General features: G+C 57.9%; 21 protein-coding genes. 17 read left to right on the top strand and 4 right to left on the bottom strand.

Features of this window, described 5'->3' with window-relative positions; translation table 11 throughout:
• Positions 1 to 11: 11 nt before the first annotated feature.
• From BM152_RS14425 to ccoS, 6 genes are all read left to right on the top strand, one after another.
• On the top strand, positions 12 to 191 hold the full coding sequence (locus BM152_RS14425) for a CcoQ/FixQ family Cbb3-type cytochrome c oxidase assembly chaperone (RefSeq protein ID WP_066602565.1): 180 nt from the start codon (positions 12 to 14) through the stop codon (positions 189 to 191).
• A complete protein-coding gene (ccoP, locus tag BM152_RS14420; protein ID WP_066602566.1) occupies positions 188 to 1,066 on the top strand; it encodes a cytochrome-c oxidase, cbb3-type subunit III in 879 nt (292 codons plus the stop codon). Before BM152_RS14425 ends, ccoP begins: the two co-directional genes overlap by 4 nt.
• Before the next feature lie 295 nt (positions 1,067 to 1,361).
• Positions 1,362 to 2,807: a cytochrome c oxidase accessory protein CcoG gene (ccoG, locus tag BM152_RS14415; protein WP_066602572.1), complete on the top strand. Its 1,446-nt coding sequence runs from the start codon at positions 1,362 to 1,364 to the stop codon at positions 2,805 to 2,807.
• Between the two features lie 3 nt (positions 2,808 to 2,810).
• Complete coding sequence (locus BM152_RS14410; protein WP_066602574.1) at positions 2,811 to 3,269, top strand: FixH family protein; 459 nt, start codon at positions 2,811 to 2,813, stop codon at positions 3,267 to 3,269.
• Between the two features lie 18 nt (positions 3,270 to 3,287).
• The gene (locus BM152_RS14405; protein WP_066602576.1) at positions 3,288 to 5,471 is read left to right on the top strand and encodes a heavy metal translocating P-type ATPase; all 2,184 of its coding nucleotides are present in this window, start codon (positions 3,288 to 3,290) and stop codon (positions 5,469 to 5,471) included.
• Between the two features lie 37 nt (positions 5,472 to 5,508).
• Complete coding sequence (gene ccoS / locus BM152_RS14400) at positions 5,509 to 5,667, top strand: cbb3-type cytochrome oxidase assembly protein CcoS (RefSeq protein WP_066602579.1); 159 nt, start codon at positions 5,509 to 5,511, stop codon at positions 5,665 to 5,667.
• 4 nt (positions 5,668 to 5,671) lie between these two features.
• Here the strand turns inward: ccoS and BM152_RS14395 are convergent, their stop codons facing one another.
• Complete coding sequence (locus tag BM152_RS14395) at positions 5,672 to 6,301, bottom strand: arylesterase (protein WP_414835846.1); 630 nt, start codon at positions 6,299 to 6,301, stop codon at positions 5,672 to 5,674.
• A 66-nt stretch (positions 6,302 to 6,367) separates the two neighbouring features.
• Between BM152_RS14395 and BM152_RS14390 the strand changes: the two genes are divergently transcribed.
• Both BM152_RS14390 and BM152_RS14385 read left to right on the top strand, forming a co-directional pair.
• Positions 6,368 to 7,054, top strand: a complete 687-nt coding sequence (locus tag BM152_RS14390; RefSeq protein WP_066602584.1) for an ABC transporter ATP-binding protein — start codon at positions 6,368 to 6,370, stop codon at positions 7,052 to 7,054.
• Positions 7,051 to 9,579 carry an ABC transporter permease gene (locus tag BM152_RS14385; protein ID WP_066602586.1) on the top strand — a complete coding sequence of 843 codons (2,529 nt, stop codon included), beginning with the start codon at positions 7,051 to 7,053 and terminating at the stop codon, positions 9,577 to 9,579. Before BM152_RS14390 ends, BM152_RS14385 begins: the two co-directional genes overlap by 4 nt.
• Before the next feature lie 3 nt (positions 9,580 to 9,582).
• On the opposite strand, the gene BM152_RS14380 is transcribed toward BM152_RS14385, so the two are convergent.
• The 3 genes from BM152_RS14380 to BM152_RS19305 form a co-directional block, all read right to left on the bottom strand.
• Positions 9,583 to 10,746, bottom strand: a complete 1,164-nt coding sequence (locus BM152_RS14380; RefSeq protein ID WP_066602589.1) for an acetate/propionate family kinase — start codon at positions 10,744 to 10,746, stop codon at positions 9,583 to 9,585.
• Complete coding sequence (locus BM152_RS14375; RefSeq protein ID WP_269446556.1) at positions 10,746 to 12,131, bottom strand: bifunctional enoyl-CoA hydratase/phosphate acetyltransferase; 1,386 nt, start codon at positions 12,129 to 12,131, stop codon at positions 10,746 to 10,748. The genes BM152_RS14380 and BM152_RS14375 overlap by 1 nt, the downstream gene beginning before the upstream one ends.
• A gap of 110 nt (positions 12,132 to 12,241) precedes the next feature.
• Positions 12,242 to 15,019, bottom strand: coding sequence for a HAMP domain-containing methyl-accepting chemotaxis protein (locus BM152_RS19305; RefSeq protein WP_066602592.1), 2,778 nt, complete (start codon positions 15,017 to 15,019; stop codon positions 12,242 to 12,244).
• Positions 15,020 to 15,563: 544 nt separating this feature from the next.
• Here BM152_RS19305 and urtA point away from each other — a divergent pair.
• From urtA to BM152_RS14325, 9 genes are all read left to right on the top strand, one after another.
• Positions 15,564 to 16,859, top strand: a complete 1,296-nt coding sequence (gene urtA / locus BM152_RS14365) for an urea ABC transporter substrate-binding protein (RefSeq protein WP_066602595.1) — start codon at positions 15,564 to 15,566, stop codon at positions 16,857 to 16,859.
• 67 nt (positions 16,860 to 16,926) lie between these two features.
• Positions 16,927 to 18,882, top strand: coding sequence for an urea ABC transporter permease subunit UrtB (gene urtB, locus BM152_RS14360; RefSeq protein ID WP_066602597.1), 1,956 nt, complete (start codon positions 16,927 to 16,929; stop codon positions 18,880 to 18,882).
• A 3-nt stretch (positions 18,883 to 18,885) separates the two neighbouring features.
• Positions 18,886 to 20,112 carry an urea ABC transporter permease subunit UrtC gene (urtC, locus tag BM152_RS14355; RefSeq protein WP_066602599.1) on the top strand — a complete coding sequence of 409 codons (1,227 nt, stop codon included), beginning with the start codon at positions 18,886 to 18,888 and terminating at the stop codon, positions 20,110 to 20,112.
• Entirely contained in the window at positions 20,109 to 20,849 is a 741-nt protein-coding gene (gene urtD, locus BM152_RS14350; RefSeq protein ID WP_066602601.1) for an urea ABC transporter ATP-binding protein UrtD, read from the top strand. The genes urtC and urtD overlap by 4 nt, the downstream gene beginning before the upstream one ends.
• Before the next feature lie 12 nt (positions 20,850 to 20,861).
• Positions 20,862 to 21,560 (top strand): urea ABC transporter ATP-binding subunit UrtE, encoded by a 699-nt coding sequence (gene urtE, locus BM152_RS14345; protein ID WP_066602723.1) that lies wholly within the window; start codon positions 20,862 to 20,864, stop codon positions 21,558 to 21,560.
• 135 nt (positions 21,561 to 21,695) lie between these two features.
• Positions 21,696 to 22,817 carry a LacI family DNA-binding transcriptional regulator gene (locus tag BM152_RS14340; RefSeq protein ID WP_066602607.1) on the top strand — a complete coding sequence of 374 codons (1,122 nt, stop codon included), beginning with the start codon at positions 21,696 to 21,698 and terminating at the stop codon, positions 22,815 to 22,817.
• 24 nt (positions 22,818 to 22,841) lie between these two features.
• Entirely contained in the window at positions 22,842 to 24,191 is a 1,350-nt protein-coding gene (locus BM152_RS14335; RefSeq protein WP_066602610.1) for an ABC transporter substrate-binding protein, read from the top strand.
• 72 nt (positions 24,192 to 24,263) lie between these two features.
• Complete coding sequence (locus tag BM152_RS14330; RefSeq protein WP_066602613.1) at positions 24,264 to 25,511, top strand: carbohydrate ABC transporter permease; 1,248 nt, start codon at positions 24,264 to 24,266, stop codon at positions 25,509 to 25,511.
• A complete protein-coding gene (locus BM152_RS14325; protein WP_066602616.1) occupies positions 25,508 to 26,719 on the top strand; it encodes a carbohydrate ABC transporter permease in 1,212 nt (403 codons plus the stop codon). The genes BM152_RS14330 and BM152_RS14325 overlap by 4 nt, the downstream gene beginning before the upstream one ends.
• Positions 26,720 to 26,722 lie beyond the last annotated feature (3 nt).

Genomic DNA, 26,722 nt, shown 5'->3' with positions numbered 1-26,722 from the left:
GAGGGCTTGAGATGGATTATCACATCCTTCGCGAATTTGCCGACAGCTGGGTGCTTTTGGCCATGTTCGTGTTCTTTCTGGGCGTTGTGATCTGGGCGTTCCGCCCGGGTTCACGCAAGGAACACCGCGACACGGCCGACATCATCTTCCGGCATGAAGACAAACCCGCCGAAAAGGAGGCGAGGACATGAGTAAGAAAGAAGTGGAAACCACAGGCCACTCGTGGGACGGCATTGAAGAACTCAACAACCCGCTTCCGCGTTGGTGGTTGCTGGTCTGGTATGCCTGTATCCTCTGGGGGATTGCCTACACCGTTGCCATGCCCGCATGGCCGGGAATCAAATCGGCAACCGCCGGTGTTCTCGGCTGGTCGACGCGTGCCGAAGTGGCGGAGAAAATTGCCTCTTTCGAGGAAATGAACGCCGCCGTGAATGCCGAACTGGCCGCAGCCGACGTCACAATGATCAAGCCGGGCTCCGATGTGCACAGCTATGGTGTGAACATGGGGGCTGCCGTGTTCCGTGCCAACTGTTCGCAGTGCCACGGCTCCGGTGCGGCAGGGAACTTCGGCTATCCGAACCTTCTCGATAATGACTGGCTCTGGGGTGGCACCATTGATGAGGTGGCCTATACCATCCAGCACGGTGTGCGGAACGAAACCGACGAGGCCCGCTATTCCGAAATGCCGAAATTCGGCGCGGACGAGTTGCTGACCGACGAGGAAATCGATCAGGCCGTGGCCTTTGCCATGTCCCTGTCCGATCCGGAAGGCGATGGCACCAATCTTGTGGGCGGCACCTATGACGTCGAACTGGCGGCAGCCGGTGCGGAAGTGTTCGAATACAACTGCGCCTCCTGTCACGGCGAAGATGGAACCGGCGACATCTACCAAGGTGCGCCCGACCTGACCGACGCCATCTGGCTCTACGGCGGTGATCACGACACGGTCTATGACACGGTGTTCAACGCCCGCTTCGGCGTGATGCCCGCTTGGGGTCAGCGTCTGACGCAGGCCGAGGTGAATGCGGCCGCGCTCTACGTCCACCAGCTGGGCGGCGGTCAATAACCCCGAAATCCGGACGGTAACGTCCGGGTTAAGGCGCCGGCCCTTGATCCTGTTCGCGCGTTTCTTCAGGGTCGGTGCCAACAAATCCGGAGACCGCAGCTCCTTGGCGCTGCGGTCTCCTCATACCGGAAAAATATCGGATCGCGGCGCGGACGTGGCAGCATGTCACATCCCAAAGATGTTTTTTTAATGCGTCTTTAGCGCGATTTCAAAATATCTTGATTCACATCAAGGCTGCGCAAATCCCTCCCTCGCAATAAGGGAAAACGCGAACAGTGTAAGAAGGCAACGCTCCATGAGCTCTACCGACACCCCCCCCGAAGAGAAACTTTATGCGTCCCGCGAACCGATTTTCCCGCGACGGGTAAAAGGCAAGTTTCGCAACCTGAAATGGATCATCATGGCGGTCACGCTGGGGATCTATTACCTGTCGCCGTGGATCAGGTGGGATCGTGGACCCGAACTGCCGGATCAGGCGATCCTGATTGATCTCGCCAACCGTCGGTTCTTTTTCTTCTGGATCGAAATCTGGCCACATGAATTCTATTTCATCGCCGGTCTTCTGATTATGGCGGGGCTCGGGCTATTCCTCTTCACATCCGCCGCTGGTCGTGTGTGGTGTGGCTATGCCTGTCCGCAAACCGTCTGGACCGACCTGTTCATTCTGGTGGAGCGCTGGATCGAAGGTGATCGCAACGCGCGTCTGCGTCTGCATCGCCAAAAGAAATGGGATATGCGCAAGATCCGTCTGCGTGCGATTAAATATCTGTCGTGGGTTCTAATCGGTCTGGCAACCGGCGGGGCTTGGGTCTTCTACTTTGCCGATGCGCCGACCCTTCTGGTCGATCTGGTCACGGGACATGCGCATCCTGCGGCCTATCTGACGCTGGGGATTCTGACAGCCACCACCGTTTTCTTCGGCGCGATTGCCCGTGAGCAAATCTGTATCTACGCTTGTCCGTGGCCGCGTATTCAGGCTGCGATGATGGACGAAGATACGTTGGTCGTCGCATATCGCCACTGGCGCGGGGAGCCGCGCGGCAAACACCGCAAAGGGGCCAACGCCGCCGAGATGGGCGATTGCATTGACTGTATGGCCTGCGTGAACGTCTGTCCTATGGGGATCGACATCCGTGATGGTCAGCAGCTTGAATGTATCACCTGCGCGCTCTGCATCGACGCCTGTGACGAAATGATGGACAAGATCGGCAAGCCGCGTGGTCTGATCGACTACATGGCGCTGACCGACGAGCCGCGTGAAATCTCAGGGCAGGAGCCGAAACCGGTCTGGAAACACATCTTCCGCCCGCGTACGATTCTCTACACAGTGCTCTGGTCCAGCGTGGGTTTTGCGCTTCTGTTTGCCCTGTTCATCCGCTCGGATATCGATATGACTGTGGCTCCGGTGCGCAACCCGACCTATGTGTTGCAATCCGATGGCGCGATCCGCAACATCTACGATCTGCGCCTGCGCAACAAACATGGCGAGAAGCGCGAGTTCCGCGTGAGTGTGTCGGGTGATGATACGCTGACGGTGACCTTGCAAGGGGCCGATAACACGCTTGGCGATACGATCGCGGTGAACGCCGATGAGATGCGGATCGTGCGGGCCTATGTGGAGGCGCCTGCGGGTTCCAAAGCGGCCACGTCCGACCGGACGGACTTTACCTTCTGGGTCGAGGATGGCGTGGCCAATGAACGTGTCTCCGTCGACACCGTGTTCAACGGGAAAGGACAATAATCTATGGCGCGCGAAATCACCGGCAAACATGTTCTCATCGGAACTGTGTCTGCATTTTCTGTGATCATCGGGGTGAATATCTTTATGGCTGTGCAGGCCGTAAGGACATTCCCCGGTCTGGAGACTGCCAATTCCTATGGCGTGTCCCAGACCTTCAACCGTGACAAACAGGCTCAGGAAGCACTGGGCTGGACGGTCGAGGCGGTGGATGATCAGGAAAACCTGTTCGTCTATATCCGTGATGCGCAGGGCAATCCTGTCGAGGTTGCGGAAATCGGCGGCACATTGGGCCGCGCCACAACCGTGACAGAGGACCAGACGCCGGAGTTTACCTTTAACGGCGAGGCCTATGTCGCCCGAACGGGTGTTCTGGCTGAGGGCAACTGGAACTATCGCATGGTGGCCACGGCGCTTGATGGCACGCATTTCACCCAGCGCGTTGTTATTCACGTGAAACGCTGATGGTGGGGAGGGCGAGGGATGTCTGAGGTTCAAATCTCGGCCTGTCCGGCCTGCGTCGCGGCGCCTGCTGCGGAAGAGGCGGCCCATGCACGCGACGTGCGTGATACCCGCTTTGTCCTGTCCCTGCCCGCAATCTATTGCGCGGCCTGTATCTCCGGGGTTGAGCGCGAGTTGATCAAACAGCCGGGCGTGCGTGCGGCACGGGTGAACCTGACGCTCAAACGCGCTCAGGTCGATGCCGACGAAGACGTCTCTGTCGATGACCTGATCTCCGCGCTCACGCGGGCCGGATATGAGGCCTATGAACTGGACGCTGGTGCGATCTCTGCCACGGAAACCGACCGGAAAGGTCGCGCGATCCTGACCCGCATCGCCGTGTCGGGCTTTGCCATGATGAACGTGATGCTGTTGTCCATCGCGGTCTGGTCGGGGGCTTCCGATGTCACGCGCGATATGTTCCACTGGATTTCCGCCGCGATTGCCCTGCCTGCGATTGCCTATGCGGCCCAACCGTTCTTCGGTTCCGCATGGTCTGCGCTGAGGGTCAAGCGCCTCAATATGGATGTGCCCATCTCGCTGGCGATCCTTTTGGCGGGCGGCATGTCTTTGTTCGAGACAATGGAATCCGGCCATCATGCCTATTTTGATGCGGCTCTGTCGCTGACATTCTTCCTTCTGGCGGGGCGGTATCTCGACTATCGCACGCGCTCCGTGGCGCGCTCTGCTGCCGAAGAACTCGCCGCGCTCGAAGTGCCGCGTGCCACATTGGCGGATGGCACGGTGGTTTCTATTGCTGACCTTGCAAAAGGCGCTTTGGTCCGTGTTGTTCCGGGCGCACGGGTGCCGGTGGACGGGATTGTTGTCGAAGGGGCCTCCGAGTTGGACCGCTCCCTTTTGACCGGGGAGAGCTTGCCAGTCGAGGCGGGCGTAGACACCATCGTCTCGGCGGGGGAGGTCAATCTGACCGGTCCTCTGGTGGTGAAAGTCACCGCTGCGGGCGAGGACAGCTCCCTGCACCGTATGGCTGATCTGGTGGCTATGGCAGAAACCTCGCGCAACAAATACACTTCGTTGGCGGATCGCGCGGCGCAAGTCTATGCCCCCGCCGTGCATCTTTTGTCGCTCGCGGCTTTTATCGGCTGGATGATCGCCACGGGAGATGTGCGCCATTCACTGAATATCGCAGTGGCGGTTCTGATTATCACCTGCCCCTGTGCGCTGGGTCTGGCTGTGCCAGCCGTGACCACGGCAGCGTCGGGTCGGTTGTTCCGTTCGGGGATGCTGATTAAATCCGCCACGGCTCTGGAGCGTCTGGCCGAAGTGGACACGGTTGTGTTTGACAAGACGGGCACGCTGACCGAGGGCAGGCCGGAGCTTTCCAATCTGGCCGATATTCCGCCTCATGCGCGTGGCGTGGCGATGGCTCTGGCGGCGGGCTCGGCTCATCCGCTTTCCGCAGCCCTCTATGAGGCGGCGCGGGCTGCGGGTGTGGAGCCTGCCCCCGTCAGCGATATACGCGAAGTGCCCGGACAGGGCGTTGAAGGGCGGCTTGACGGCATGCCTGTGCGCTTGGGACGTGCTGCATGGCTTGAAACGCAGGCGCTCGCACAGACGGCAACCTATCTGAAAATTGGCGATGAGACCCCCGTGGCTTTTGCCTTTGTGGATCACTTGCGCGAGGGCGCGTCCGAGGCCGTGGCCGCGCTCAAGCGTCAGGGCAAGGACGTGGTGTTGCTCTCCGGTGACGCCCCCGCCGCCGTTGCGGATATTGCCCGACGGATCGGGATTGATGCGTGGGATGCGGAATGTCTGCCGGAGGCCAAGGCTTTGCGCGTGGCCGAACTGACCCGATCCGGTCGCAAGGTTTTGATGGTTGGTGACGGGCTCAATGACACGGCGGCTCTGGCTGCAGCGCATGTGTCGATCTCGCCCGCCTCCGCGCTGGAAGCAACGCGGGTCGTCTCCGACATGGTGCTGCTGGGCAAAAGCCTTGCTCCCTTGGGTGAGGCCACGCAGGTTGCCGTTTCCGCGACGAAACGGATAAAGGAAAACTTCAACATTGCAACGCTTTACAACCTGATCGCTGTGCCGATTGCCTTGGCGGGCTTTGCCACGCCACTGGCGGCGGCTCTTGCCATGTCGGCCAGTTCGATTACGGTGTCGCTCAATGCGCTGCGCCTGACGCGATTTACGAAACGCTGAGATACGCACCTTTCGGGGCGCGTTTGAGAGGGAAATTATGAACGTATTGGTCTATCTCATCCCGATTTCGATCTTTCTCGGCGGGCTGGGCCTCGTGGGGTTCTTCTGGTCGATCCGCTCGCGGCAGTATGACGATCCGGAAGGGGACGCCAACCGCATCCTGACCGGCGAGTATGACGACCATCCAAAGCCCTGAGCGCCTACTCCTGCGCGCGCTCGGCCAGTTCCGCGACCTTCGGCCCTATCGCATCGACAATCACCGTCACGCCGGCGGCATTCGGATGTATCCCGTCCGGCTGCATATGGGTTTTCAAGACCTGCTCCCACGGGCCAATATCCGTGAGAGGCTTTAGAAACCCCTCGACATAAATCGTGCCATAATCTTGGGCCAGTTCCGGATAGATCGCATCAAACTGCGCCTTGTAGTCTGCGCCAAAATTGCCCGGAGCTTGCATCCCGATGAGCAAAACGGGGACGTTTTTCTCCTGTGCGACATCAAGGATGCCCGCCAGATTGGCGCGGGATATTTCCGGCGACAACCCGCGCAACAGATCATTGCCACCAAGTGCGACGATCATCGCATCAATGTCGGGGGTCAATGTCCACGCAACGCGGCTCAGCCCCCCTGCGGTGGTGTCGCCAGACACGCCTGCATTGATAATCGTGGCCTCTATATCATGTGCATCCAGCCAGTTTTGCAACTGGGTGGTGAAGCCCTCCTGCTGGACCAGCCCATAGCCTTGGGTCAGACTGTCGCCCAAAGCCGCAATCCGGACAGGCTCCGCCGATGCAAAGGCGGGCAGGGCGATCAAGATAATATGACCGAGTATGCGCGAGAAGCGGTTGCCGAGGCGGGCCAATGCCCCATATGTGTCAGAGGTCAAAAGGATACTCCCATGTCAGAACCGATCATCGCAACACAGGACATCAAGCTGTCTCTTGATGGCAATGCGGGGCGGGTCGATATTTTGCGCGGCATTTCTCTTGAGGTCAAACGCGGGGAAACGCTCGGGCTTGTGGGGCCGTCTGGCTCTGGCAAATCGTCGCTCCTTATGGTTCTGGGTGGGCTGGAACGGGCCAGCGCCGGTCGGGTTTCTGTGCTCGGGCATGATCTGAGCGCAATGAACGAAGATCGTCTGGCCCGCTTTCGTAGAGATCATATGGGGATTGTGTTCCAGTCCTTCCACCTTATCCCGACAATGACAGCCTTGGAAAATGTCGCCATCCCGCTCGAACTGGCAGGTGTGGCGGAGGCATTCGACCACGCGCGTGCGGAATTGGAGGCCGTGGGCCTAGGCGACCGTTGCGATCACTATCCGGCGCAGATGTCGGGGGGCGAACAGCAACGCGTGGCGCTGGCGCGAGCATCGGCCCCGCGTCCCGAAATTCTGCTGGCGGACGAGCCGACCGGCAATCTCGATGGCAGCACGGGTGAGGCGATCATGGATCTTTTGATGCAGCTTCGGGACCGCCACGGAGCGACCTTGGTGATGGTGACCCACTCCCCCGAACTGGCCGCGCGTTGTGATCGTGTCGTGCGCTTGCGTGATGGTAAGATCGATCTGGCGGAGGTGTCCGCGTGAGCAGCGCAGGTCTTGCATGGACCATTGCCCGCCGTGAATTGCGTGCCGGTGTGCGGGGATTTCGAATTCTGATCCTGAGCCTGTTGTTGGGCGTTGCCGCGATTGCGGCGGTGACATCGGTGCGTGACGGGATTTCCAAAGGTCTCGCCCGCGAAGGGGCTACACTGCTGGGCGGTGATGCGGAAATGGAATTCACCTACCGCTTTGCCTCCGTGGACGAACGCGCATGGATGGAGGCGCAGTCTCTCGCCCTCTCCGAGATCGCGGATTTCCGCTCCATGCTCGGCTATGGCGCAGAGCGCGCCCTGACGCAGGTGAAGGCCGTTGATAGCGCCTATCCCTTGCTCGGCTCGGTCGGTCTGTCGCCTGACATGCCTTTGTCAGTAGCTCTGGCCGGACAGGACGGGGTCGCGGGGATCGTGCTTGATCGCATGTTGTTCGAGCGCTTGGGCCTCGGCATCGGAGATCGCGTCACATTGGCGGATGTGTCCTTTGTCGTCATGGCCGAACTAATCCGCGAACCGGACGGGGCAGGGGAGGGGTTTACCCTTGGCCCGCGCAGTCTCGTGTCCTTGTCGGCGTTGCGGGACACTGGCCTTCTCGCCCCCGGCACATTGTTCGAAAGCGCCTATCGGCTGGATCTGCCGGACGCCACCGATCTGGAGGCGCTCAAGTCGCAAGCCAAACAGGAGGTCGCATCCGGCGGATTCCGCTGGCGTGATGCGCGCAATGGTGCTCCCGGTGTGAGCCGCTTTGTCGAACGTCTCGGTTCTTTTCTCGTGTTGGTCGGTTTGGCGGGTTTGACGGTCGGCGGGGTCGGCGTGTCCTCTTCGGTGTGTGCCTATCTGGACCGGAAGATCTCCGTGATCGCCACGCTCAAAACACTCGGAGCGGACCGTCGCACAATTTTTCTGGCCTATCTGTTTCAAATCGGAACCCTGTCGGGAATCGCGATTGTGGCGGGGCTGGTGATCGGCGCGCTTGTGCCCGCGCTGGCCTTTCCGTTCATCCGCACCATGCTCCCGGTTCCGGTCGAGGCGACACCCCATATCGCACCTCTGGTTGAAGCCGCCATCTATGGCTTTCTCGCCAGCGCGATTTTCGTGTTGTGGCCTTTGGCCCGCGCCGAACACATTCGTCCTGCGGCGCTCTATCGTGATGCGTTTTTCGGTCTGCGAGGCTGGCCGCGTTGGCCTTATCTCGTGGCGCAGGCGCTTCTGATCGCGGCGCTTGTCGGCGCGGCGGTCCTGTTTTCCGAGAATGCGGGCCTTGTGCTTTGGGCCTTTGCGGGGCTCGCGGTGACCTTCGGCCTGCTCGTTTTGGCGGGGCGGGGGCTGACGGCTTTGGCGCGGCACCTGTCACGACTGTCACTCATGCGGCGGGGGGCGTTGCCGCTGCGTCTGGCGCTTGGTTCTATTGGCGGCCCCGGAGGAGAGGCCGTGTCTGTGGTCCTCTCGCTCGGACTGGGGCTGACGGTGCTCTCCGCGATTGGCCAGATTGACGCCAATATGCGCAACGCCATCGCGCAGGACCTGCCCGAACGCGCACCGTCATATTTTGTCGTCGACATCCAGCCGGACCAGATCGAAGGTCTGACGACGCGCGTTGAAGGCGATTCCGGTGTAAGCCGGTTCGAAGCTGCTCCAATGCTGCGCGGCTTGATCACCAAGATCAACGGGCGTGATGCGCAGGAGGTGGCCGGACCGCATTGGGTGCTGCGCGGGGATCGTGGCATCACCTATGCGGCAACCCCTCCGGAGAATACGGAGATCACCGAAGGGACATGGTGGGGGCCGGAGGAGACTTCGCCTCAGATCAGTTTTGCTGCCGAGGAGGCCGAAGAAATGGGCCTCGAACTCGGTGACGAGATGACGATCAATATTCTTGGTCGCGACATCACGGGGACAATCACTTCGTTTCGCACTGTTGATTTCTCGGGAGCGGGGATGGGCTTTGTCCTGACCATAAATCCGGCGGCCCTTTCCGGTGCGCCGCATACATGGATTGCGACGATTTATGCCACGCCGGAGGCCGAGGCCCCGTTGATCCGCGATCTGGCGCAATCCTATCCCAATATCACGACGATACGGGTGCGTGATGCAATTGATCGAGTGGTCTCTGTGTTGCAGAGCATTGCTGCGGCCACGACATTGGGAGCTGCAGCAACTTTGGTGACCGGCGCTGTGGTGTTGATTGGCACCGCTGCGGCGGGCGAAGAGCGGCGGCGGTATGAAGCTGCCGTGTTGAAAACCCTCGGAGCCAGTCGTGCACGTATTCTGGCCAGTTTCGCGTTGCGGGCCTTGATACTCGGCTTGGGTGCGGGGCTGGTGGCGCTTGTGACCGGTGCGACGGCGGCGTGGGCGGTGATCCATTTCGTGATGGAAGTCGATTTTTCCCTGTCCGCCGGTGTCGCGCTCTGGATCGTTTTGGGCGGGGTGCTTGTGACCTCCCTGACCTCTCTCCTGTTTTCATGGCGTGCCATGCGTGTGCGTCCCGCGCGGGTTTTGCGGACCGCCGAAAGCTGACCGTCAATGTGCGGGGGCGAGCGCCTTGGCCACTGCATTGGCGATCACCTGTTCTTCGTCGGTCGGCAGGACAAAGACCGGTGTCGGCCCTTTGGATATTCGCGTCGCGTTCTGCGCATTGGCATCCGCGTCGGTGGTAATGCCCAGAAATCCGAGCCGTTCGATGATTTGAAGGCGGATGTTCGGGGAGTTTTCTCCGATACCACCGCAGAACACGAGCGCATCAATCCCCGAAAGTGTCGCGGCCATAGCCCCGATTTCCCGACGCACGCGGTAAACGAAATATTCGACAGCTTCCTTGGCCCCTTGTTCATCCGAGTTTTCCAGCACTTGCATGTCATGGCTTATGCCGGACAACCCGAGCAGCCCTGAGTCGTAATAGAGCATGTGGGTTAACTCTTTGGCCGTCATGCCCTCCGTCTCCATGAGATACAAAAGAATACCGGGATCAAGGTGGCCGGAACGGGTGGACATGGGGATGCCATCCAGCGGTGAAAACCCCATAGAGGATGAAATCGAGACCCCGTTGTTGACCGCGCAGATCGAGGCGCCGCTGCCGAGGTGGCACATGATAATGCGTTTGCCGTGCAATTCAGGATGTTCGCGGACAAGTTGATGCGAGACATAGTCATAGCTCAGTCCGTGGAACCCGTAGCGCTTTACCCCTTGTTTGTAATATTTGCGCGGGATGGCGTAGATGTCGTTTTCCCACGGGTGGTTGCGGTGAAACGCTGTGTCAAAACACCCGATCTGGAGCGCGTAGGGGAAGGCGCGTTTGGCCGCTTTGACCGCCGACAGGTTGTGTGGCTGATGCAATGGGGCCAGCGGATTGAACGTGGCGAGATCGGCCAGAACATCCTCTGTGAGTTCCGCAGGCGCTGCGCGCAGCGGTCCACCATGCACGATCCGGTGGCCGACGCCTGCGACCTCCTGCCCGTCGAGGAGCGGAGTGATCTCGCTCAAAATGACATCCAGTGCTTGATCCTGATCTTTGGCGTCGACAGGTTCGGTCGCGCCGGACCCGCCCTTTTTGAACTTGAAACTGGGGGAAGAGCCGATGCCTTGGACCTGACCGCGTGCGAGACATTCCGGCGATGCTGCAGATTTGTAGAGGGCGAATTTGACCGACGACGATCCGGCATTCACTGTAAGGATTCTCTGGCCCATCAGGTGATCTCCCGTGCGCGTTTTGCGTGAAGTGCTGCGACGGCACATGAGGCCAGTCGCGACTTGTCACTATCCGAGCGGGAGTTCAGAACGATCGGACATCGGGCGCCAATGACGACACCGGCGGCTTCGGCATGGGCGATGAATGTCAGCTCTTTCGCCAGCATATTGCCGCTTTCCAGATTGGGGACGATCAGGATATCCGCATGTCCGGCCACGCCGCCTTTGATGCCTTTGGTGCGTGCGGCCGAAAGGCTGATGGCGTTGTCCATTGCCAGCGGTCCGTCCACAATGCCACCTTTGATCTGGTCGCGGTCGGCCATTTTCGAGAGCGCGGCCGCGTCGAGCGTTGACGGGATTTTCGGGTTTACCGTTTCGACTGCGGAAAGGACGCCCACTTTCGGGGTCTCGATCCCGAGGCTGATGGCCAAGTCGATTGCATTCTGGACGATGTCGACCTTGGTCGGGAGGTCGGGCGCGATGTTGATCGCTGCGTCGGAGACCATCAGGAGGTGATCCAGGCCGGGCACATCCATGACGAATATATGACTGAGACGGCGACCGGTTTTCAGGCCGTTGCGGGAATTCAGGATCGGCCGCAACAAATCGTCTGTGTGCATGTGGCCTTTCATGATCGCATTTGCGCGCGCGTCGCGGACCATGGTGACGGCCAGTTGGGCGGCTTCGTGATGCGTGGCGCAATGGATCAACTCAATTTTGTCGAGCGTGATCCCAAGCGCCTTGGCGGTGCTATGGATTTTGTCCTGATCTCCAAGGAGGATGGGTTGGATCAGCTTGTGCTCGGCTGCCATCATTGCGCCACGGAGTGCGTTTTCTTCTTCCGGTGCCACAACCGCCATGCGTGTTGCAGGGAGGTCTTCGGACATTTCTAGCAATTTGTCGAAGTGCCGATGGCTTTCGACGGTCAGTCCGGGCACATCATGAATGTCAAAACTTTCTTTCGTGGCAGGCGCAATGACTTCGGTTTCACCGTCGATGAGGACTGTTCCGTCGGCAAGGGTCACAGTCGTTTCGAAAGTTGCACTCCGGTTGCTACTTTTGCGAATGAGTTTGACGCGGGCGATTAGCTCATCACCGGCATGAGCCCGCGCATGAAATCTCAAATTTTGAGATTTATAGAGGGTGCCCGGTCCGGGAAGCTTGTTCCCGAGCACGGCGGAAATGAGCGACCCAACCCAACTGGAAGGTGCAACGGATTCCGGCTTTCCGTCCCTGTCCCCATCCTCTTTCGGAAGGTGCATAGGGTTGAGATTGCCGGACGCATGGGCAAAGACATAAAGGTCATCTGCGACACAGAGACGACGGACTTCTGCTTCCATCCCGACCTCAAGTTGGTCGAACGGGGTGTTCTGGAATATGGTCACGATCAATCCTTGCTGACTGGCGAAATTATATTGAATTAGATGCCGCTAGATTGGTGTGGGTTGCATTGAGGCATATCAAGAGTTTCTCCGATTTTTCGTAGAGTTTCGGATCATGAGGCGAGCATCACAGGGGCATCATGCACTTCCTCGCCTACGGGAGCCTCACTCAAGACGAATTGCTTCACAATCTCATTGAGGGTGGAAGCCTCATTTGCCAGAGAGAAGCTTGCCGCAGTGGTCTCTTCAAACATGGCGGCGTTTTGCTGGGTTGTCTGATCGAGATTGGCGACTGCCGTGTTGATTTCGGAAATGCCGGCAGATTGCTGTTCTGCGGATGTGGCAATTTCGGACATATGTGTCGAGATGACGGAGACATCCTGCACGATGGAGCGGAGCGCCTCACCGGTCTGATCAACGAGAGCGACACCGCGTCCGACTTCCTGTCCGGAGACCGAAATCAGGGCATTAATTTCCCGCGCGGCTTCCGAGGAGCGCTGGGCAAGGGCGCGAACTTCCGAGGCAACCACGGCAAAGCCACGACCGGCGTCTCCGGCGCGAGCGGCTTCTACACCGGCGTTGAGCGCGAGCAGGTTGGTCTGGAACGCGATATCGTCAATGACAGAGATAATTTTGGAAATCTTGTCAGAGGAGTCCGAAATTGCGTCCATAGCCGAAATGGCCTGTTCCACGACTGTGCTTGCGTTTTGCGCATTGGTTTTGGCGCCACTTACCGTTTCATTTGCAGAGGCGGCCCCATCGGCTGCAGATTTCACGGCTGCAGTCAACTGGGTCAGTGCGGAAGCGGTTTCGCCCAACATTGAGGCTGCCCGTTCAGTGCGCTGGGACAGATCATTCGCGGCATTCGAGATTTCATTCGAATTTGCGTGGATCGTTTGCGATGTGCCGGAAAGCTGTTCGACGACGGAACGCAGAGACAAGACGGCGGCATTATAGTCTTGGCGCAGTTGTTCATAGCTTTCGGGGAATTCTTGTTCGATTGTCATGCGCACATCTCCATTGGAGAGACGACGGAGCCCTTCTGCCAACGCATTGACGACTGCGGTTTGTTCTTCGTGCCGTGCCTTGCGCTCGGCTTCGGCGGCTTCTTCGAGTTTGCGACGCTCTGCTTCTGCACGGGCTTCTTGTTCGCGTTCGCGGCGTTCTTGCTCTTCTTTTCTTTGCTGCTCGGCAATTTCGCGGGCACGTTTTTCTTCTGCGACCTTTGCCTCGGCTTCGGCTTCTTTCTGTACGCGCTCAACCGCCTCCGCCTCCATGCGCTCTTTTTCGACAAGATTGTTCCGGAACACGGTCAAGGCAGAGAAGAGTCGTGCGATCTCTCCGTAACGTCCGCCGACACGCCGGATTTCAGACATATCTCCAATGGCGAGGCGTTCGGTGCTGGCGGTTACGGCACTCAGTGGTCGCATGATGAAGATGTAGGTCAAGACCGGAGCGGCCAGCACGATTGCGATGGCAAAGGCGGTAATTCCGTTCATTGTTGTGGACGCGTCTTGCGCATCTGACATCAAGACCTGACTTGCGTGCGAGATGTCGACAATGGAGTCGTTTGAAATAGTGACGGCGATCTTCGAGATGCTGAGGAGATCTTCGGAGACGGCGGAGGTCGCGACGAAACCGTCGCTGCGTGCGTTTAAGGCTTTGAGGCGGGTTGCAAGAAGGCCGGTTTCAGGATGCACCTGTGCGAGAACCGAAGACAGGATGGATTGGACCTTTTCTGGGAGGATGGAGGCCTTTGCACTGATTTTGGGAACGATCTCGTCGATTTCGAATTGAAGGGCTTGAATATACCCACTGTTATTCGAGGCGGCACCCTGCATGGCCTTGATAAGGACTGTTTTGATCGTAGCGTCCAGACGTGCGAGATCTGTGATTTCGCGGACATCCGTGTTCAGCAGGTCATTCAGCACGGCTTCGTTGGTTGAGAACGTGATTCTGCTTTCCTTGTCGAGCACGGACAAAGTTGTTTCCACCACATTTGAAATTTCTGCATCAAGCTTGTTCTGTGCGCTGTGCAGATGGCGGGCACGGATTTTCATTTCTGTAGGCGTTAAGTTCAGAAACTCTTTGTGGAAGGACAGGGACATGCGAAGCTGTTCTATGTATTCGGCGGCAGTTTTGTTGCTTTGCATGTCTTCGAGAATCGCGTCGATGCGGGCCATTCCCTCCAGAGCGTTGTCGTGGATCTCTTTGTGTTGGCCGAGATCGCTGGTTTCCAGCAGAGCCTGTGTAAGGCCGACGGAGAGGTTCAATTCGGCCTTCAGGAGCAACGCGAGCTTGAGCGCCTCAACCTCGCGTTTGAGCAGTTGGTTTATATTGTAGGTCGATTTTGCGGTCGCGGTATTCCCCGCCAGCAAAAGGGAGAAGGAGGCTCCGTCAATCTGGCTTTGCAGTGTGTCGCTGAGAATGCGCGCATCCTGGCTGAGTTGGGCCAGCGCTTTCATATTCAGGTTTTGTGCCGTCAGCTCTTGTTGACGCGCCTGCTCCAGCGTTTCGAGATTGGTGGCGAGTGTTGCCATTTCTTTGGACAAGTCCGGATAGCGGTTCTGATCGGCCTCCAGCATATGTGCATGTAGGGTGTCGTTGGCTTTTTGGATGCCATGAACCGCGTCTTCGATTGCCAGATGGGAGTTGGTGACCAGTAAATTGTTGACGGCATCTTTCAAATCCGAGACCGCATTGGAAATATCAGAGGCCGTTTCCAAAGGGGGCAGGGAGGAGGAAACGAGCGATTCGGCTTCTTCGTTGATTGTGGAAATCAGTGAACCGGACACCAGAATCGCAGCGAGTGTTGTGCCGACAAGTGCACATAAAATCCCGAGAATTTTAGCTGCGACAGAGCCAAAAATATTTCCAAGTCGATCTTTCATCCCACGCTCCGTAGTCATCTTGATACGCAAATCCAGTATGGCCTTTCCCCATCAGAGGTGGGCCAACTGGTCGCAGCATGGCAGAAAGCTCCTAATATTGTGTTGAGACCCCGCACGCTTTTCCTTCTTTGCTTACTTGTTACGGGTGGATTCGCGGGAGATATCCCCTGAAAAGCGTGTTTGTTTTGTGCACATCAATGTGTCACAGATGCAGTCGAGCGCTTAAGAAGCGGGCATCTTCTGCCCCTTCTGTATTTGTTGTCTGTGATTTTCTTTAGAGTCTTGTGTGCATGTTTTGCGCAACTCCAGACTTTCTGTGCGGCATGTGGTCGACCCCTTGAGTGCTCTTTACGGAGACCGAAAGGCAAAGACAGGTCACGACGTGCCGTGGGGACATGTGTCGGGGTCTGATGATCTGGACGCAAAAGATATAAATCTTTAACGCTGCATAAGGGGGCTGTTGGCGTTTTATCCATAAAAATCAAAATAATGGATGCTTTCTTATGAAAGCGCGCGACAGTTCTGCGGCTTCCAACAAGGGAATATGGAAGTGAAAATTCAACTCAAAGCCACGCTGGCCTCTGCGCTGTTTGCGAGCACTGCGATTGCCTCCGGTGCATTCGCCGCCGATTGTCCGATCAAGGTCGGGGTCTTGCACTCCCTGTCGGGATCAATGGCGATTTCCGAGACCACGTTGAAAGATGCGATGCTGATGCTGGTGGAGCAGCAAAACGAGAAGGGCGGTCTTTTGGGCTGTGACCTCGAAGCTGTGGTGGTCGATCCGGCCTCCGACTGGCCGCTCTTTGCCGAAAAGGCACGCGAGCTTTTGACGGTGCAAAATGTCGATGTGATTTTTGGCAACTGGACCTCGGTGTCGCGTAAATCCGTCCTGCCGGTGATCGAAGAACTCAACGGTCTGCTTTTCTATCCGGTGCAATACGAGGGCGAGGAAAGCTCGAAAAACGTGTTCTACACCGGCGCCGCACCGAACCAGCAGGCGATTCCGGCCACAGATTATTTCCTTGATGAACTGGGCGTCGAGAAATTCGCGCTGCTCGGCACGGACTATGTCTACCCGCGCACGACGAACAGCATCCTTGAAAGCTACCTCAAGTCGAAGGGCATCGCGGAAGAGGATATTTTCGTCAACTACACCCCCTTCGGTCATTCCGACTGGTCCAAGATTGTGGCGGATGTCGTGGCGCTGGGCGCGGATGGCAAGAAGGTCGGCGTGATCTCCACCATCAACGGGGATGCCAATATCGGTTTCTATAAGGAACTGGCCGCCGCCGGTGTGTCTGCCGATGATATTCCGGTTGTCGCCTTCTCTGTGGGCGAAGAAGAGCTTTCCGGCCTCGACACATCAAACCTTGTCGGCCATCTCGCGGCATGGAACTACTTCATGTCCGCTGATACCGAGGAAAATGCGTCGTTCATCGAAGCATGGCACGCGTTTATCGGTGATGATGCCCGCGTGACCAATGATCCGATGGAAGCACACTATATCGGCTTCAATATGTGGGTGAACGCGGTTGAAGCCGCAGGCACCACCGATGTCGATGCGGTGCGTTCCGAGATGTATGGTCAGGAATTCCCGAACCTGACAGGTGGCACCGCGGTCATGAATGTGAACCACCATCTCTCCAAACCGGTTCTCATCGGGGAAATTCTGGATGACGGCCAGTTCGACATCATTTCCCAGACCGAAGAAGTTCCGGGCGATGCGTGGACAGACTTCCTGCCCGAATCTGCCGTGCTCAAGTCCGATTGGAAAGACCTCGGCTGTGGCATGTACAACACCGAAACCGAAACCTGTGTTCAGTTGAAATCCAACTACTGAGTGCTTTGAAACGTCAGGAGGGGCGGCCAGCGTCGCCCTTCCGCACTTCATTTCGGAAAGAGATTTTATGCTTCGTCGCCTTGTTGCAGCCTGCCTGCTCTTTCTCACCTGCGCCTTGATGGCTCAGGCTCAGGACCGGACCGTTCAGGACGTGTTGCAAGAACACGCCGAGGTCATCGTCAAATCTTCGCGCAAAACCATCGCTCCGGCGATTGAGGCGCTCGCCGGTTCGGGGCTTCCCGCCGCGCAAGATGTGTTGCAGGCGTGGCAGTCCAAGGACATGTGGCAACGTCAGAGTGACGGGCTGTTTTTCAAAGCGGAAAAACGCGACAGCAAAACCTATGAATTGTTCGATTTCACGACGGGGCAGAGTGTCGGCACTGTGGAGAAATCCGATTTGAAGCAACTCAAGCCGAATTCGGGGATCCGCGCGATGATCGGCGCGGCTTTGGTGCAGTTTCAACTGAATGATCCGGATCCGGAGCGACGCCGCGCGGCGATTCTGGCGATCCAGCGTGACGGTGAAGCGTCCCACCTTGCGCCTTTGCGGGAGTCCATTGCGCAGGAGCCTGATCCCGACATCAAGGCGCTCAAAGAGGTCACGGAACGGCTTTTGACCATTTCTTACGACACGGATGAGGCCGCCCGTGTGACCGCGATTAACGGCTTTAAAGGTGCGCTGTCACTGGAGGCTCGTGCTGCGCTCAACCCTGTTTTGACCACCAAGACGGTCTATGCCGAAGATCTGCCTGACACGGCCAATGTGAAGCGCGAATTGCGTGCCGGCTCGCGGGATCTATCCGCTTCGGAAGGCTATGCGCTCATGATTGCTGCCGGAGCTTTGGAACCGCAGCCGTCTCCGGATGCGCGCAAATCGGCGCTGGAAGCCCATATCAAAGACGGGATGGTCGGCGGCGTGCCTGTGGCGGCGCTGAACACGCAAGAGGCGCGGGATCGGGCCTATGTCGCTTTGGCGCGTGAAGGCGTGGTGCCGCCGTTCGATCCCTCATTCTCCATTGAGGACGCGGTCACAGGTGTGCGCTTTGCCGAAGTCTATGCCGAGCCGTCCAAAGCCGTCACGGATGCCGCAGAGGTGGTGCTGTCCTCTATCAACCGCGCTGTCGGGCTGAACCAGATGTTCGATCTGACCCTCGACGGCCTGTCTCTGGCCTCGATCTATTTCCTCGCGGCGATCGGCCTTGCCATCACCTTCGGCGTGATGGGGGTTATCAATATGGCCCACGGCGAGTTTATCATGATGGGCGCTTACACCGGCTATGTGGTGCAACAGATCGTCCCCGATTACACCGTCTCGATCATCCTTGCGATCCCGCTGGCCTTTGCTGTCACTTTTGTTGCCGGTGTGGCGATGGAGCGGCTGATTATCCGCTGGCTCTATAACCGTCCCTTGGAGACGCTTCTGGCGACCTTCGGTGTCTCCATTGCGCTGCAACAGCTTGCCAAGAATATCTTCGGGACACAGGCCCGCCCGCTCACCTCTCCGGGTTGGCTCGACGGGGCGCTGTCCATCAATGATGTTGTGTCGATCTCTTACATACGCATTGCGATTTTCGTGCTCGCACTTGTGTTCCTCGGGGTCTTCCTCTTCATCATGAAGAAGACGCGGCTTGGCCTTGAAACCCGTGCCGTGACGCAAAACCCGCGCATGGCGGCCTCTATGGGGATCAATCCGGACAAGGTGAACATGCTGACCTTCGGGCTTGGCTCCGGCATCGCGGGGGTCGCGGGGGTTGCCATCGGGCTCTATGCGAAAGTCACCTCGGAATTGGGGTCGGATTACATCGTGCAGAGCTTCATGACCGTGGTTGTGGGCGGTGTCGGCAATATCTGGGGCACGCTTCTGGGCGCGACCATGATCGGTTTTCTGCAAAAGGGAATCGAATGGTTCAACCCGTCCAACACGCTTGCGGCACAAACCTACATGATCGTTTTCATCATCATTTTCATCCAGTTCCGGCCCAAGGGCATCATCGCCCTCAAGGGCCGCGCGGCGGGGGATTAACTCATGGACTTTCTCAAGAAAAACCCCTCCCTTCCGGTGTTCATTGCGGTACTTGTGATCTTTACCCTCGTGGTCACTTTCCTGTCGGAAGCCTATGGCACCGGCGCGCTTTCGACCTCTTTCGTCAAGACCTTGGGCAAGACGCTCTGTCTGGCGCTGGTTGCCATCGCGATGGACCTCGTCTGGGGCTACACGGGCATCCTGAGCCTCGGGCATTTCGCCTTTTTCGGGCTGGGCGGCTATATGATCGGCATGTGGCTCATGTATGCGCGCACGAAGATCATTGTGGTCGAAAGCATGGTGAACGCGCCTATTCCGCCCACGCCCTCCGAGATTTCCGATGCCATCGGATCACAGATTTTCGGCGTGGTCGGGTCGAGCGACTTTCCTCTCGTCTGGTCATTTGCTCATAGCTTCTGGGCGCAGATTGCGCTTGTCGTGCTGGTTCCCGGCATTCTGGCGCTGGTGTTCGGCTGGCTGGCCTTCCGCTCCCGGGTGACGGGGGTTTACCTCTCCATCCTGACACAGGCGATGACGCTGGCGCTTTCGCTCTACCTGTTCCAGAACGACAGCGGGTTGCGCGGCAACAACGGTTTGTCGGGGTTGCAAAACCTGCCCGGCGCGGATGCGATTTCACAGGACAACATCTCGATCTGGTTCTTTTGGGCTTCGGCATTTGCCTTGCTGCTCACCTACCTGATCGCGGCCTTTGTGGTCTCCGGAAAATTCGGATCGGTCATTCGCGGCATACGCGATGACGAGGCGCGGGTGCGGTTTCTCGGCTATTCGGTTGAAGGTTTCAAACTGTTTGTTTTCACTCTGACTGCCATTCTCGCGGCCATCGGTGGTGCGCTGTATTATCCGCAGGCGGGTATCATCAACCCTGCGGAGATTGCGCCGATTGCCTCGATCTACCTCGCGGTTTGGGTGGCCATCGGCGGGCGCGGGCGTCTCTATGGAGCCGTGATCGGTGCCGTGTTTGTCTCGCTGGTGTCCACCTATTTCACCGGAGGACAGGCGCCTGACATCAACCTCGGGTTTTACACGATCAAATGGGTGGATTGGTGGCTGGTGTTGCTTGGCCTGTCCTTTGTCCTTGTCACTCTGTTCGCGCCGAAAGGCATTGGCGGATTGTTCGATCTTGTCTCCGGACGCCTCTCGCCCAACCGCCAAGGTGCGCCCTTGGGACCGGATAAGGGCAGCCTGCGAGAAGAGGAGGCAGAACAATGAGCCAACTTCTCGAAGTCTCCGGCATTTCCGTATCTTTCGACGGGTTCAAGGCGATCAACAACCTGTCCTTCTCTATCGGCCCTGCGGAAATGCGGGCGATCATCGGTCCGAACGGCGCGGGCAAAACCACATTTATGGATATTGTGACGGGCAAGACGAAACCCGACGAGGGAAAGGTGCTCTGGGGCGATCTGTCCCGCAATCTGGTCGGTATGAACGAAGCACGGATTGCGCGCGCGGGCATTGGCCGGAAATTCCAGCGCCCGACGGTGTTCGAGGACCAGACCGTGTTTGAAAATCTACTGATGGCGGTGAATAATGACCGTAACCCTCTGAAGGTTCTGTTCTTCCGCCCCAAGCCGGCTGATTTCGCCAAGGTCGAGGAACTCGCCGGTGAGATCGGTTTGTCCGATCAGCTGTCGCGCAAATCCGGCGAACTGTCGCACGGGCAAAAGCAATGGCTGGAAATCGGAATGCTTCTGGCCCAAGACCCCAAGCTGCTCCTCGTCGATGAACCTGCCGCAGGCATGACGCTCGGCGAGCGCGAACACACCACGGATATTCTCAAGGAAGCCGCGAAAACCCGCGCTGTGGTGGTGGTGGAGCATGACATGGAATTTGTCCGGCGACTTGAGTGCAAGGTGACAGTGCTGCACGAGGGATCGGTGCTCGCCGAAGGGTCTCTGGATCATGTGACGCAAAATCAGGACGTCATTGACGTCTATTTGGGGCGGTAAGGAGAAATGACCATGCTCGATGTGAAGAACCTTACGCTGCATTATGGTGGCTCCCAAATCCTCTACGATGTCGATTTGACCGCGCAGGCGGGGCAGGTGACCTGCGTCATGGGAACCAACGGGGTCGGCAAGACCTCTCTGCTCAAGGCAATTTCCGGCACGCATCCGCGTTCGGGTGGAACGATGATGCTTGATGGCGAAGATGTCGGACGTGCGCCTGCCCATGAGCTTGCCAAAAAAGGACTGGCCGTAGTGCCGCAAGGGCGGATGATTTTCCCGCTTTTGACGGTGAAGGAAAACCTCGAAAGCGGGTTTGCCTGTTTGCCGAAGTCCGAGCAATTCATCCCCGACGAGATTTTCGAACTGTTTCCGATCCTCAAGGACTTCATGCATCGTCGTGGCGGGGATTTGTCCGGTGGCCAACAACAGCAACTGGCGATTGCGCGGGCCTTGATCATCAAGCCGAAACTTTTGTTGCTCGATGAGCCGACCGAGGGGATCCAGCCCAATATCATCCAGCAGATCGGGCGTGTGATTTCGCTTTTGCGGGAGCGCGGGGACATGGCGATCGTGCTGGTCGAACAATATTTCGAATTTGCCTATGACCTCGCGGACAGCCTTGTTTTCATGGAACGCGGGCGTGTGACCTCACGCCACGACAAATCCGGTATTTCCAAGGAAGAAGCCGCCGAAGTTTTCCGCATCGCCTGAGTTTTTGCCGATCATTCAAGAGCTTCCATGCGGCATTGCAGCGAATTTGTCGCAGCTTTGAATGTCGAAAATTGACAAAAACCCGTTGCCGAAACCGGTTTCGGAGTTTCTTGTGAAGACAAGGAGGCGAATCAGGTGAAGACAGACGTCAAACCGGACCGACGCTCCCGCGACAATGCGCGGGTCACGATCACGGATCTTTCTCAGGCGCTCAACCTGACAAAGGGAACTGTGTCTCGTGCCCTGAACGGCTATCCGGACATCTCAGAAACCACCCGCGTCCGCGTCATTCGGGCCGCGCAAGCTATGGGCTATCGTCCGCTCAGTCAGGCGCAGGCGATCAAGACGGGACGGAGCTGCTCACTGGGGCTGGTGATCGAACTGTCCGAACATGATGCCCACAGACCTTTCCTTGCGGAGTTTCTGGCGGGTCTGACACAGGCTGCTTCGAAAGAGGGCTGGACGCTCACCATTGCCACCTCCGAATGTGAAGGCGATACGCTCGGGATCATGCGCGACCTTGTGCACAACCGCAAAGCTGATGGTTTCATCCTGCCGCGTGTGCTCTGGAATGATCGGCGCATTGCCTTTCTGGAGCGTGAGAACACGCCTTATATTTGCTACGGTCGCGCCAATAACCATCAAAATACATCCTATTTTGATGCGCGCAGCGAAAGCTCTATGTCCGAGGCCGTTGCGATGCTTGCCGGTCTTGGCCACAAACGGATCGCCTATATCGGTTCGGCCAGTCACTATGCCTATTCCCATCTGCGGCGTGACGGTTATCGCGCCGGATTGCAGAGTGCAGGGCTGGATATCGATCCTGCATTGATGATCGAGGAGCTTTTGTGTCCGGAAGAGGCGGCCAAGGCGACGCGACAGCTTCTAAGCACGAACCACCCGCCGACAGCCATCTTGTGCGCTACCGATATGCTGGCGCGCGGGGTTTATGATTTTGCGAATTCCATTGGTCTGAAAATCGGTTCGGACCTGTCGGTGGTGGGCTATGACGGTTCACCGGAAGCACGGGCCATGTGGCCACGGCTTGCGACCTTCTCGGTCGACAACCGCAAGGCAGGGGCCGCACTGGGCGAGATGTTTATCGCCCGCGTGCGCAACATGGACGCGCCTCTTCAGCAAGAGCTGATCGCGGCGGAATTCTGTCCGGGAGGCTCCGTCGGGGCGCCCGCCAAGACGCCAGACGCATTGGCGCAACATATGAGCCGGCTTTTGGCGGATCACATGTCTTTTGATTAACTTCATCAACTCAGGGAGAGAGAGATGACATTGAAAAAACATATCCTTTTGACAAGTGCGGCGACGGCGCTGGCTTTGACCAGCTTTGCCGCCAGCGCCGAGACGCTGCGGTTCTGGACCACCGAGGAACAGCCGGATCGCCTGGCGAAACAGGAAGAAATGGCCAAAGCCTTTGAAGAGAAAACCGGCGTTGCGGTCGAGGTGATTCCAGTGACGGAGTCCGATCTGGGCACGCGGGCCACGGCCGCCTATGCCGCTGGCGATCTGCCGGATGTGATTTACCATCCGTTGCAATATGCGCTGCCTTGGGCTGAAGCGGGGATTCTTGATACGGATGCTGCGACAGACGTGATCGAAGATCTCGGTCCGGAGACTTTTGCATCGGGTGCGCTGAGCATGGCGGCGATGGATGACGGCTATGCCTCTGTTCCGGCCAACGGCTGGACCCAGATGATTGTCTACCGCAAAGACCTCTTCGACGCTGCCGGTCTCGAAGCGCCGACCTCTTTTGCCGCTGTTGAGGCGGCTCTCGAAAAACTGCACAATCCGCCGGAGATGTATGGTTTCGTCGCCGCCACGAAAGTGGACGAAGCCTTCATGTCGCAGGTGCTCGAACATGTGTTCCTCGCCAATGGCGTGAGCCCCGTGGACGAGAACGGTTTCGCCCCGCTGGATGAGAAAAAGACCACGGAAGTGCTTGATTTCTATAAGGCCATTGCCAATGCGTCGCCTCCGGGTGATCTCTACTGGGACCAGTCGCGGACGCTCTATTTCTCCGGCAATGCGGCAATGATCATCTGGTCGCCCTTCATCCTTGACGAACTGGCTGGTCTGCGTGACAGCGCTCCGCCCACCATCAATGACGATCCGACCTCGGGCGAACTGGCGTCGAAAACCGGTATCGTGACCACTTTCTCCGGTCCGTCGAATCCTGATGGCGCGGCCTATGCCAACATCAACTATTTCGGCATCACCACCGATGCCTCGATTGATGAGGCCGAGGATTTCGTCGCGTTCTCGATGGATGAAGGTTATCTGCAAACCCTCTCCATTGCACCGGAAGGCATGTTCCCGACACGTCGTGGCACTGCGGAAGATCCGGAAGCCTTCGGGAAAGCCTGGGCTGAATTGCCCGTCGGTGTGGACCGCAAGGCCCCGCTTGGTGATCTCTATGCGCAGGAGATGATCAACGAGATTGTCGCCGGTCTTGATGTGGCCCAGCGTTGGGGCGTGAAAGAAGGCCAACTGGCGCTCGCCTCCAAGATGGTCAACTCTCAGGTCATCAACCGCGTGGTGCGCGAGTATATCGACGGTGACATTGATGCCGCGACGGCTGTGGCGGAAATGAACGCCGAACTGAGCGCCATCGAATAAACTGTTCAGACCTTCAGGGCGCGGAATGATCCGCGCCCTTCGTATATTCTTACATCGGACAGGGAGCTTTCCATGTCGGACATCGGACCTCCGCGCGGAGCGGGGCCTCTGGCCCGCAGCGAGGCGCGACTCGCTTGGGGCTTGTTGACCCCTACTATTATCGCCGTTTCACTTGTCGTAATCCTGCCGCTTCTGGCGATCTTCTGGATCTCGGTGAAGCCTGTCTCCCTGTCGGACTTGCGGGCACCGGAAATGGTTGTGCGCGAGGATTTGCGCGGACGACCGGCGGAAGCGGGGGATGAGGCTATTCTCAGATACCGTCTGCGCAACTCCTCTCCGTCTTCCGAGATCACAGGTGTGCGGATGGAAGACACATGGCCCGACGGTCTGACGCTGGCGGGGGAACTGGATCCGAGATGCGAGATTGCTCAGGGGCGGCTGTCCTGTGATCTGGGCGATTGGGAGGGCGGCTATCGCGAGACGCTGAACATTCCTGTGGTCACGGAACAGGCCTATTTCGACGCCGGACGCGATGTGGACGACGACCCTGTGCAGATTGATGGCAAAGTCTCTTTCGTGCTGACGAACGGGGAATTTACCTTCAAGAACTTTGTTTCCGTGTTTGACGGGGGCGAGTTCTGGTCCGTCCTTGGCGTGACCTTGTTTTACACGATCTTCGGCACTTTGGGTGCGATGATCATGGGGCTTTTCGCCTCGATGTTGCTCAACCATTCGTTCAAGGGGCAGGGGATTTTGCGCGGGCTTTACCTGTTCCCCTATGTCGCGCCGGTGATCGCGGTGGCTTTCGCGTGGATTTTGCTCTTTGATCCGTTCTCCGGCTCGGCCAATGCGCTTTTGATACAGATGGGTGTGACGGACGGGGCGATCAATTTCTTTGGTGAGCGGCCCTTGGCGCTGATCATGGTGACGCTGTTTGAAATCTGGCGATATTTCCCGCTGTCCTTTCTGTTCATCCTTGCGCGGATGCAGTCGATCCCGACGGATATGTATGAAGCCGCCGATATGGACGGGGCCTCGCCCTTCCAGCAATTCTGGTATCTCAGCCTGCCGCAGCTTTTGGGCATCCTGTCGGTGTTGTTCCTTCTGCGCTTCATCTGGACCTTTAACAAGTTCGACGACATCTTCCTTTTGACTGGCGGCAATGCGGGCACGCGGGTGTTGACGGTGAATGTCTATGAACAGGCCTTTGCCGTGTCGAACATCGGTGCGGGGGCTGCGGTGGCGGTGGTGATTTTCGCCTGTCTGCTGTTGTTCTCCGTGTTCTTCTTCAAATTCATGTCGAAGGAGGAGGGGCTATGAAACACCTCCGTTTCGGATATCTGACAGGGCCCGCTCTGGGCGTGCTCTGGACGTTTGTTCTCGCAGTCACGGTGGCCGTGGCCATGAGTTTTGCCACAGGCGAGGCTTTCAAGCCCTCGCTCATCTGGTCGGTGATTTTCGGTATTCCCACAGGGCTTGCGCTGGTCTGGGGTGGGACGGCGCGGACGGCCTCTGTTGTGCTGGCCGTGGTCTATTTCGTTGCCCTGAGCCTCGGGATCGGGCCGGTTCTGACCCAAAACGCCTCGCTTGTCGCGCGTGTGGCGGCGGCTCTGTTCCTTGGTGTCGGCATCGGCTGGCCGCTCAAGGTGTTTGTCGAGGAACTTAGCATGGGCGCACTGACTCGTCATGAGTTCGAAGATGCGGTGATCCGCACACTCAAAGGGTTCGGCTATATCTTCTTCACCGCGATTGTCGTCATCCCCTTCTACGTGATGGTGATGACCAGCCTGAAGAACCAGGCCCAGTTGATGCAGAACCCCTTGGATTTCTCGATTGATCTTTCGCAGGGCTGGGGGCTGTTCCGCTCCTATGTCGAGCTGATCACGGAGTTCAATTTCGGCAGCTATATGTGGACTTCTTTCTATATCTCGGTGCTGACCGTGTTCATCACGCTCCTCTTTGCCATCCCCGGAGCCTATGCCGTGGCGCGGTTGCGGTTTCGTGGTCAGGCGGCGTTCTCGCGGTCGATCCTGTTGATCTACATGGTGCCGATGATCGTGCTGGCGCTGCCGATCTACATTGCCTTTTCCATGATGGGGCTGCGCAATTCCATCACGGGGATTGTGATGATCTATCCGGTGACGACGATCCCTGTGGCTTTGTATATGTTGCAGGGCTACTTTCGCGGACTGCCCGCGGAGGTGGAAGAAGCGGGGCTGATGGACGGGCTGTCACGGCTTCAGGTGATCTGGAAAATCACCTTGCCGCTGAGCCTTCCGGCGCTGGCCTCTGTGTCGCTCTATGTCTTCATGATCGCGTGGAACGAATTCCTGCTGGCTTTCATGCTGTTGGATGATCCGTCGAAATTCACCCTGACGCGGGGGATTGCCAGCCTCAACTCGTCCGAAATTCCGAGACAACACCTCATGGCCGGTTCTGTGATTGCGACTGTTCCGATCATGGCGCTGTTTCTGGGATTGGAGAAATTCATGACCAAGGGGCTGACCGCAGGCTCCGTCAAAGGGTGAGCA

Origin of the sequence: Celeribacter halophilus (genome assembly GCF_900114135.1) — a bacterium.
In the GTDB taxonomy this organism is placed as follows: Bacteria; Pseudomonadota; Alphaproteobacteria; order Rhodobacterales; family Rhodobacteraceae; genus Celeribacter; species Celeribacter halophilus.
Note: the sequence above shows the minus strand (reverse complement) of the source record. Positions and strands in the feature narration are given on the sequence as shown.

What these genes read in the sequence shown, in the direction of transcription:
- BM152_RS14425 (WP_066602565.1), top strand. Translation starts at nt 12, where the DNA reads ATGGATTATCACATCCTTCGCGAATTTGCCGACAGCTGGGTGCTTTTG.
- ccoP (WP_066602566.1), top strand. Translation starts at nt 188, where the DNA reads ATGAGTAAGAAAGAAGTGGAAACCACAGGCCACTCGTGGGACGGCATT.
- ccoG (WP_066602572.1), top strand. Translation starts at nt 1,362, where the DNA reads ATGAGCTCTACCGACACCCCCCCCGAAGAGAAACTTTATGCGTCCCGC.
- BM152_RS14410 (WP_066602574.1), top strand. Translation starts at nt 2,811, where the DNA reads ATGGCGCGCGAAATCACCGGCAAACATGTTCTCATCGGAACTGTGTCT.
- BM152_RS14405 (WP_066602576.1), top strand. Translation starts at nt 3,288, where the DNA reads ATGTCTGAGGTTCAAATCTCGGCCTGTCCGGCCTGCGTCGCGGCGCCT.
- ccoS (WP_066602579.1), top strand. Translation starts at nt 5,509, where the DNA reads ATGAACGTATTGGTCTATCTCATCCCGATTTCGATCTTTCTCGGCGGG.
- BM152_RS14390 (WP_066602584.1), top strand. Translation starts at nt 6,368, where the DNA reads ATGTCAGAACCGATCATCGCAACACAGGACATCAAGCTGTCTCTTGAT.
- BM152_RS14380 (WP_066602589.1), bottom strand. Translation starts at nt 10,746, where the DNA reads ATGGGCCAGAGAATCCTTACAGTGAATGCCGGATCGTCGTCGGTCAAA.
- BM152_RS19305 (WP_066602592.1), bottom strand. Translation starts at nt 15,019, where the DNA reads ATGAAAGATCGACTTGGAAATATTTTTGGCTCTGTCGCAGCTAAAATT.
- urtA (WP_066602595.1), top strand. Translation starts at nt 15,564, where the DNA reads ATGGAAGTGAAAATTCAACTCAAAGCCACGCTGGCCTCTGCGCTGTTT.
- urtB (WP_066602597.1), top strand. Translation starts at nt 16,927, where the DNA reads ATGCTTCGTCGCCTTGTTGCAGCCTGCCTGCTCTTTCTCACCTGCGCC.
- urtC (WP_066602599.1), top strand. Translation starts at nt 18,886, where the DNA reads ATGGACTTTCTCAAGAAAAACCCCTCCCTTCCGGTGTTCATTGCGGTA.
- urtD (WP_066602601.1), top strand. Translation starts at nt 20,109, where the DNA reads ATGAGCCAACTTCTCGAAGTCTCCGGCATTTCCGTATCTTTCGACGGG.
- urtE (WP_066602723.1), top strand. Translation starts at nt 20,862, where the DNA reads ATGCTCGATGTGAAGAACCTTACGCTGCATTATGGTGGCTCCCAAATC.
- BM152_RS14335 (WP_066602610.1), top strand. Translation starts at nt 22,842, where the DNA reads ATGACATTGAAAAAACATATCCTTTTGACAAGTGCGGCGACGGCGCTG.
- BM152_RS14330 (WP_066602613.1), top strand. Translation starts at nt 24,264, where the DNA reads ATGTCGGACATCGGACCTCCGCGCGGAGCGGGGCCTCTGGCCCGCAGC.
- BM152_RS14325 (WP_066602616.1), top strand. Translation starts at nt 25,508, where the DNA reads ATGAAACACCTCCGTTTCGGATATCTGACAGGGCCCGCTCTGGGCGTG.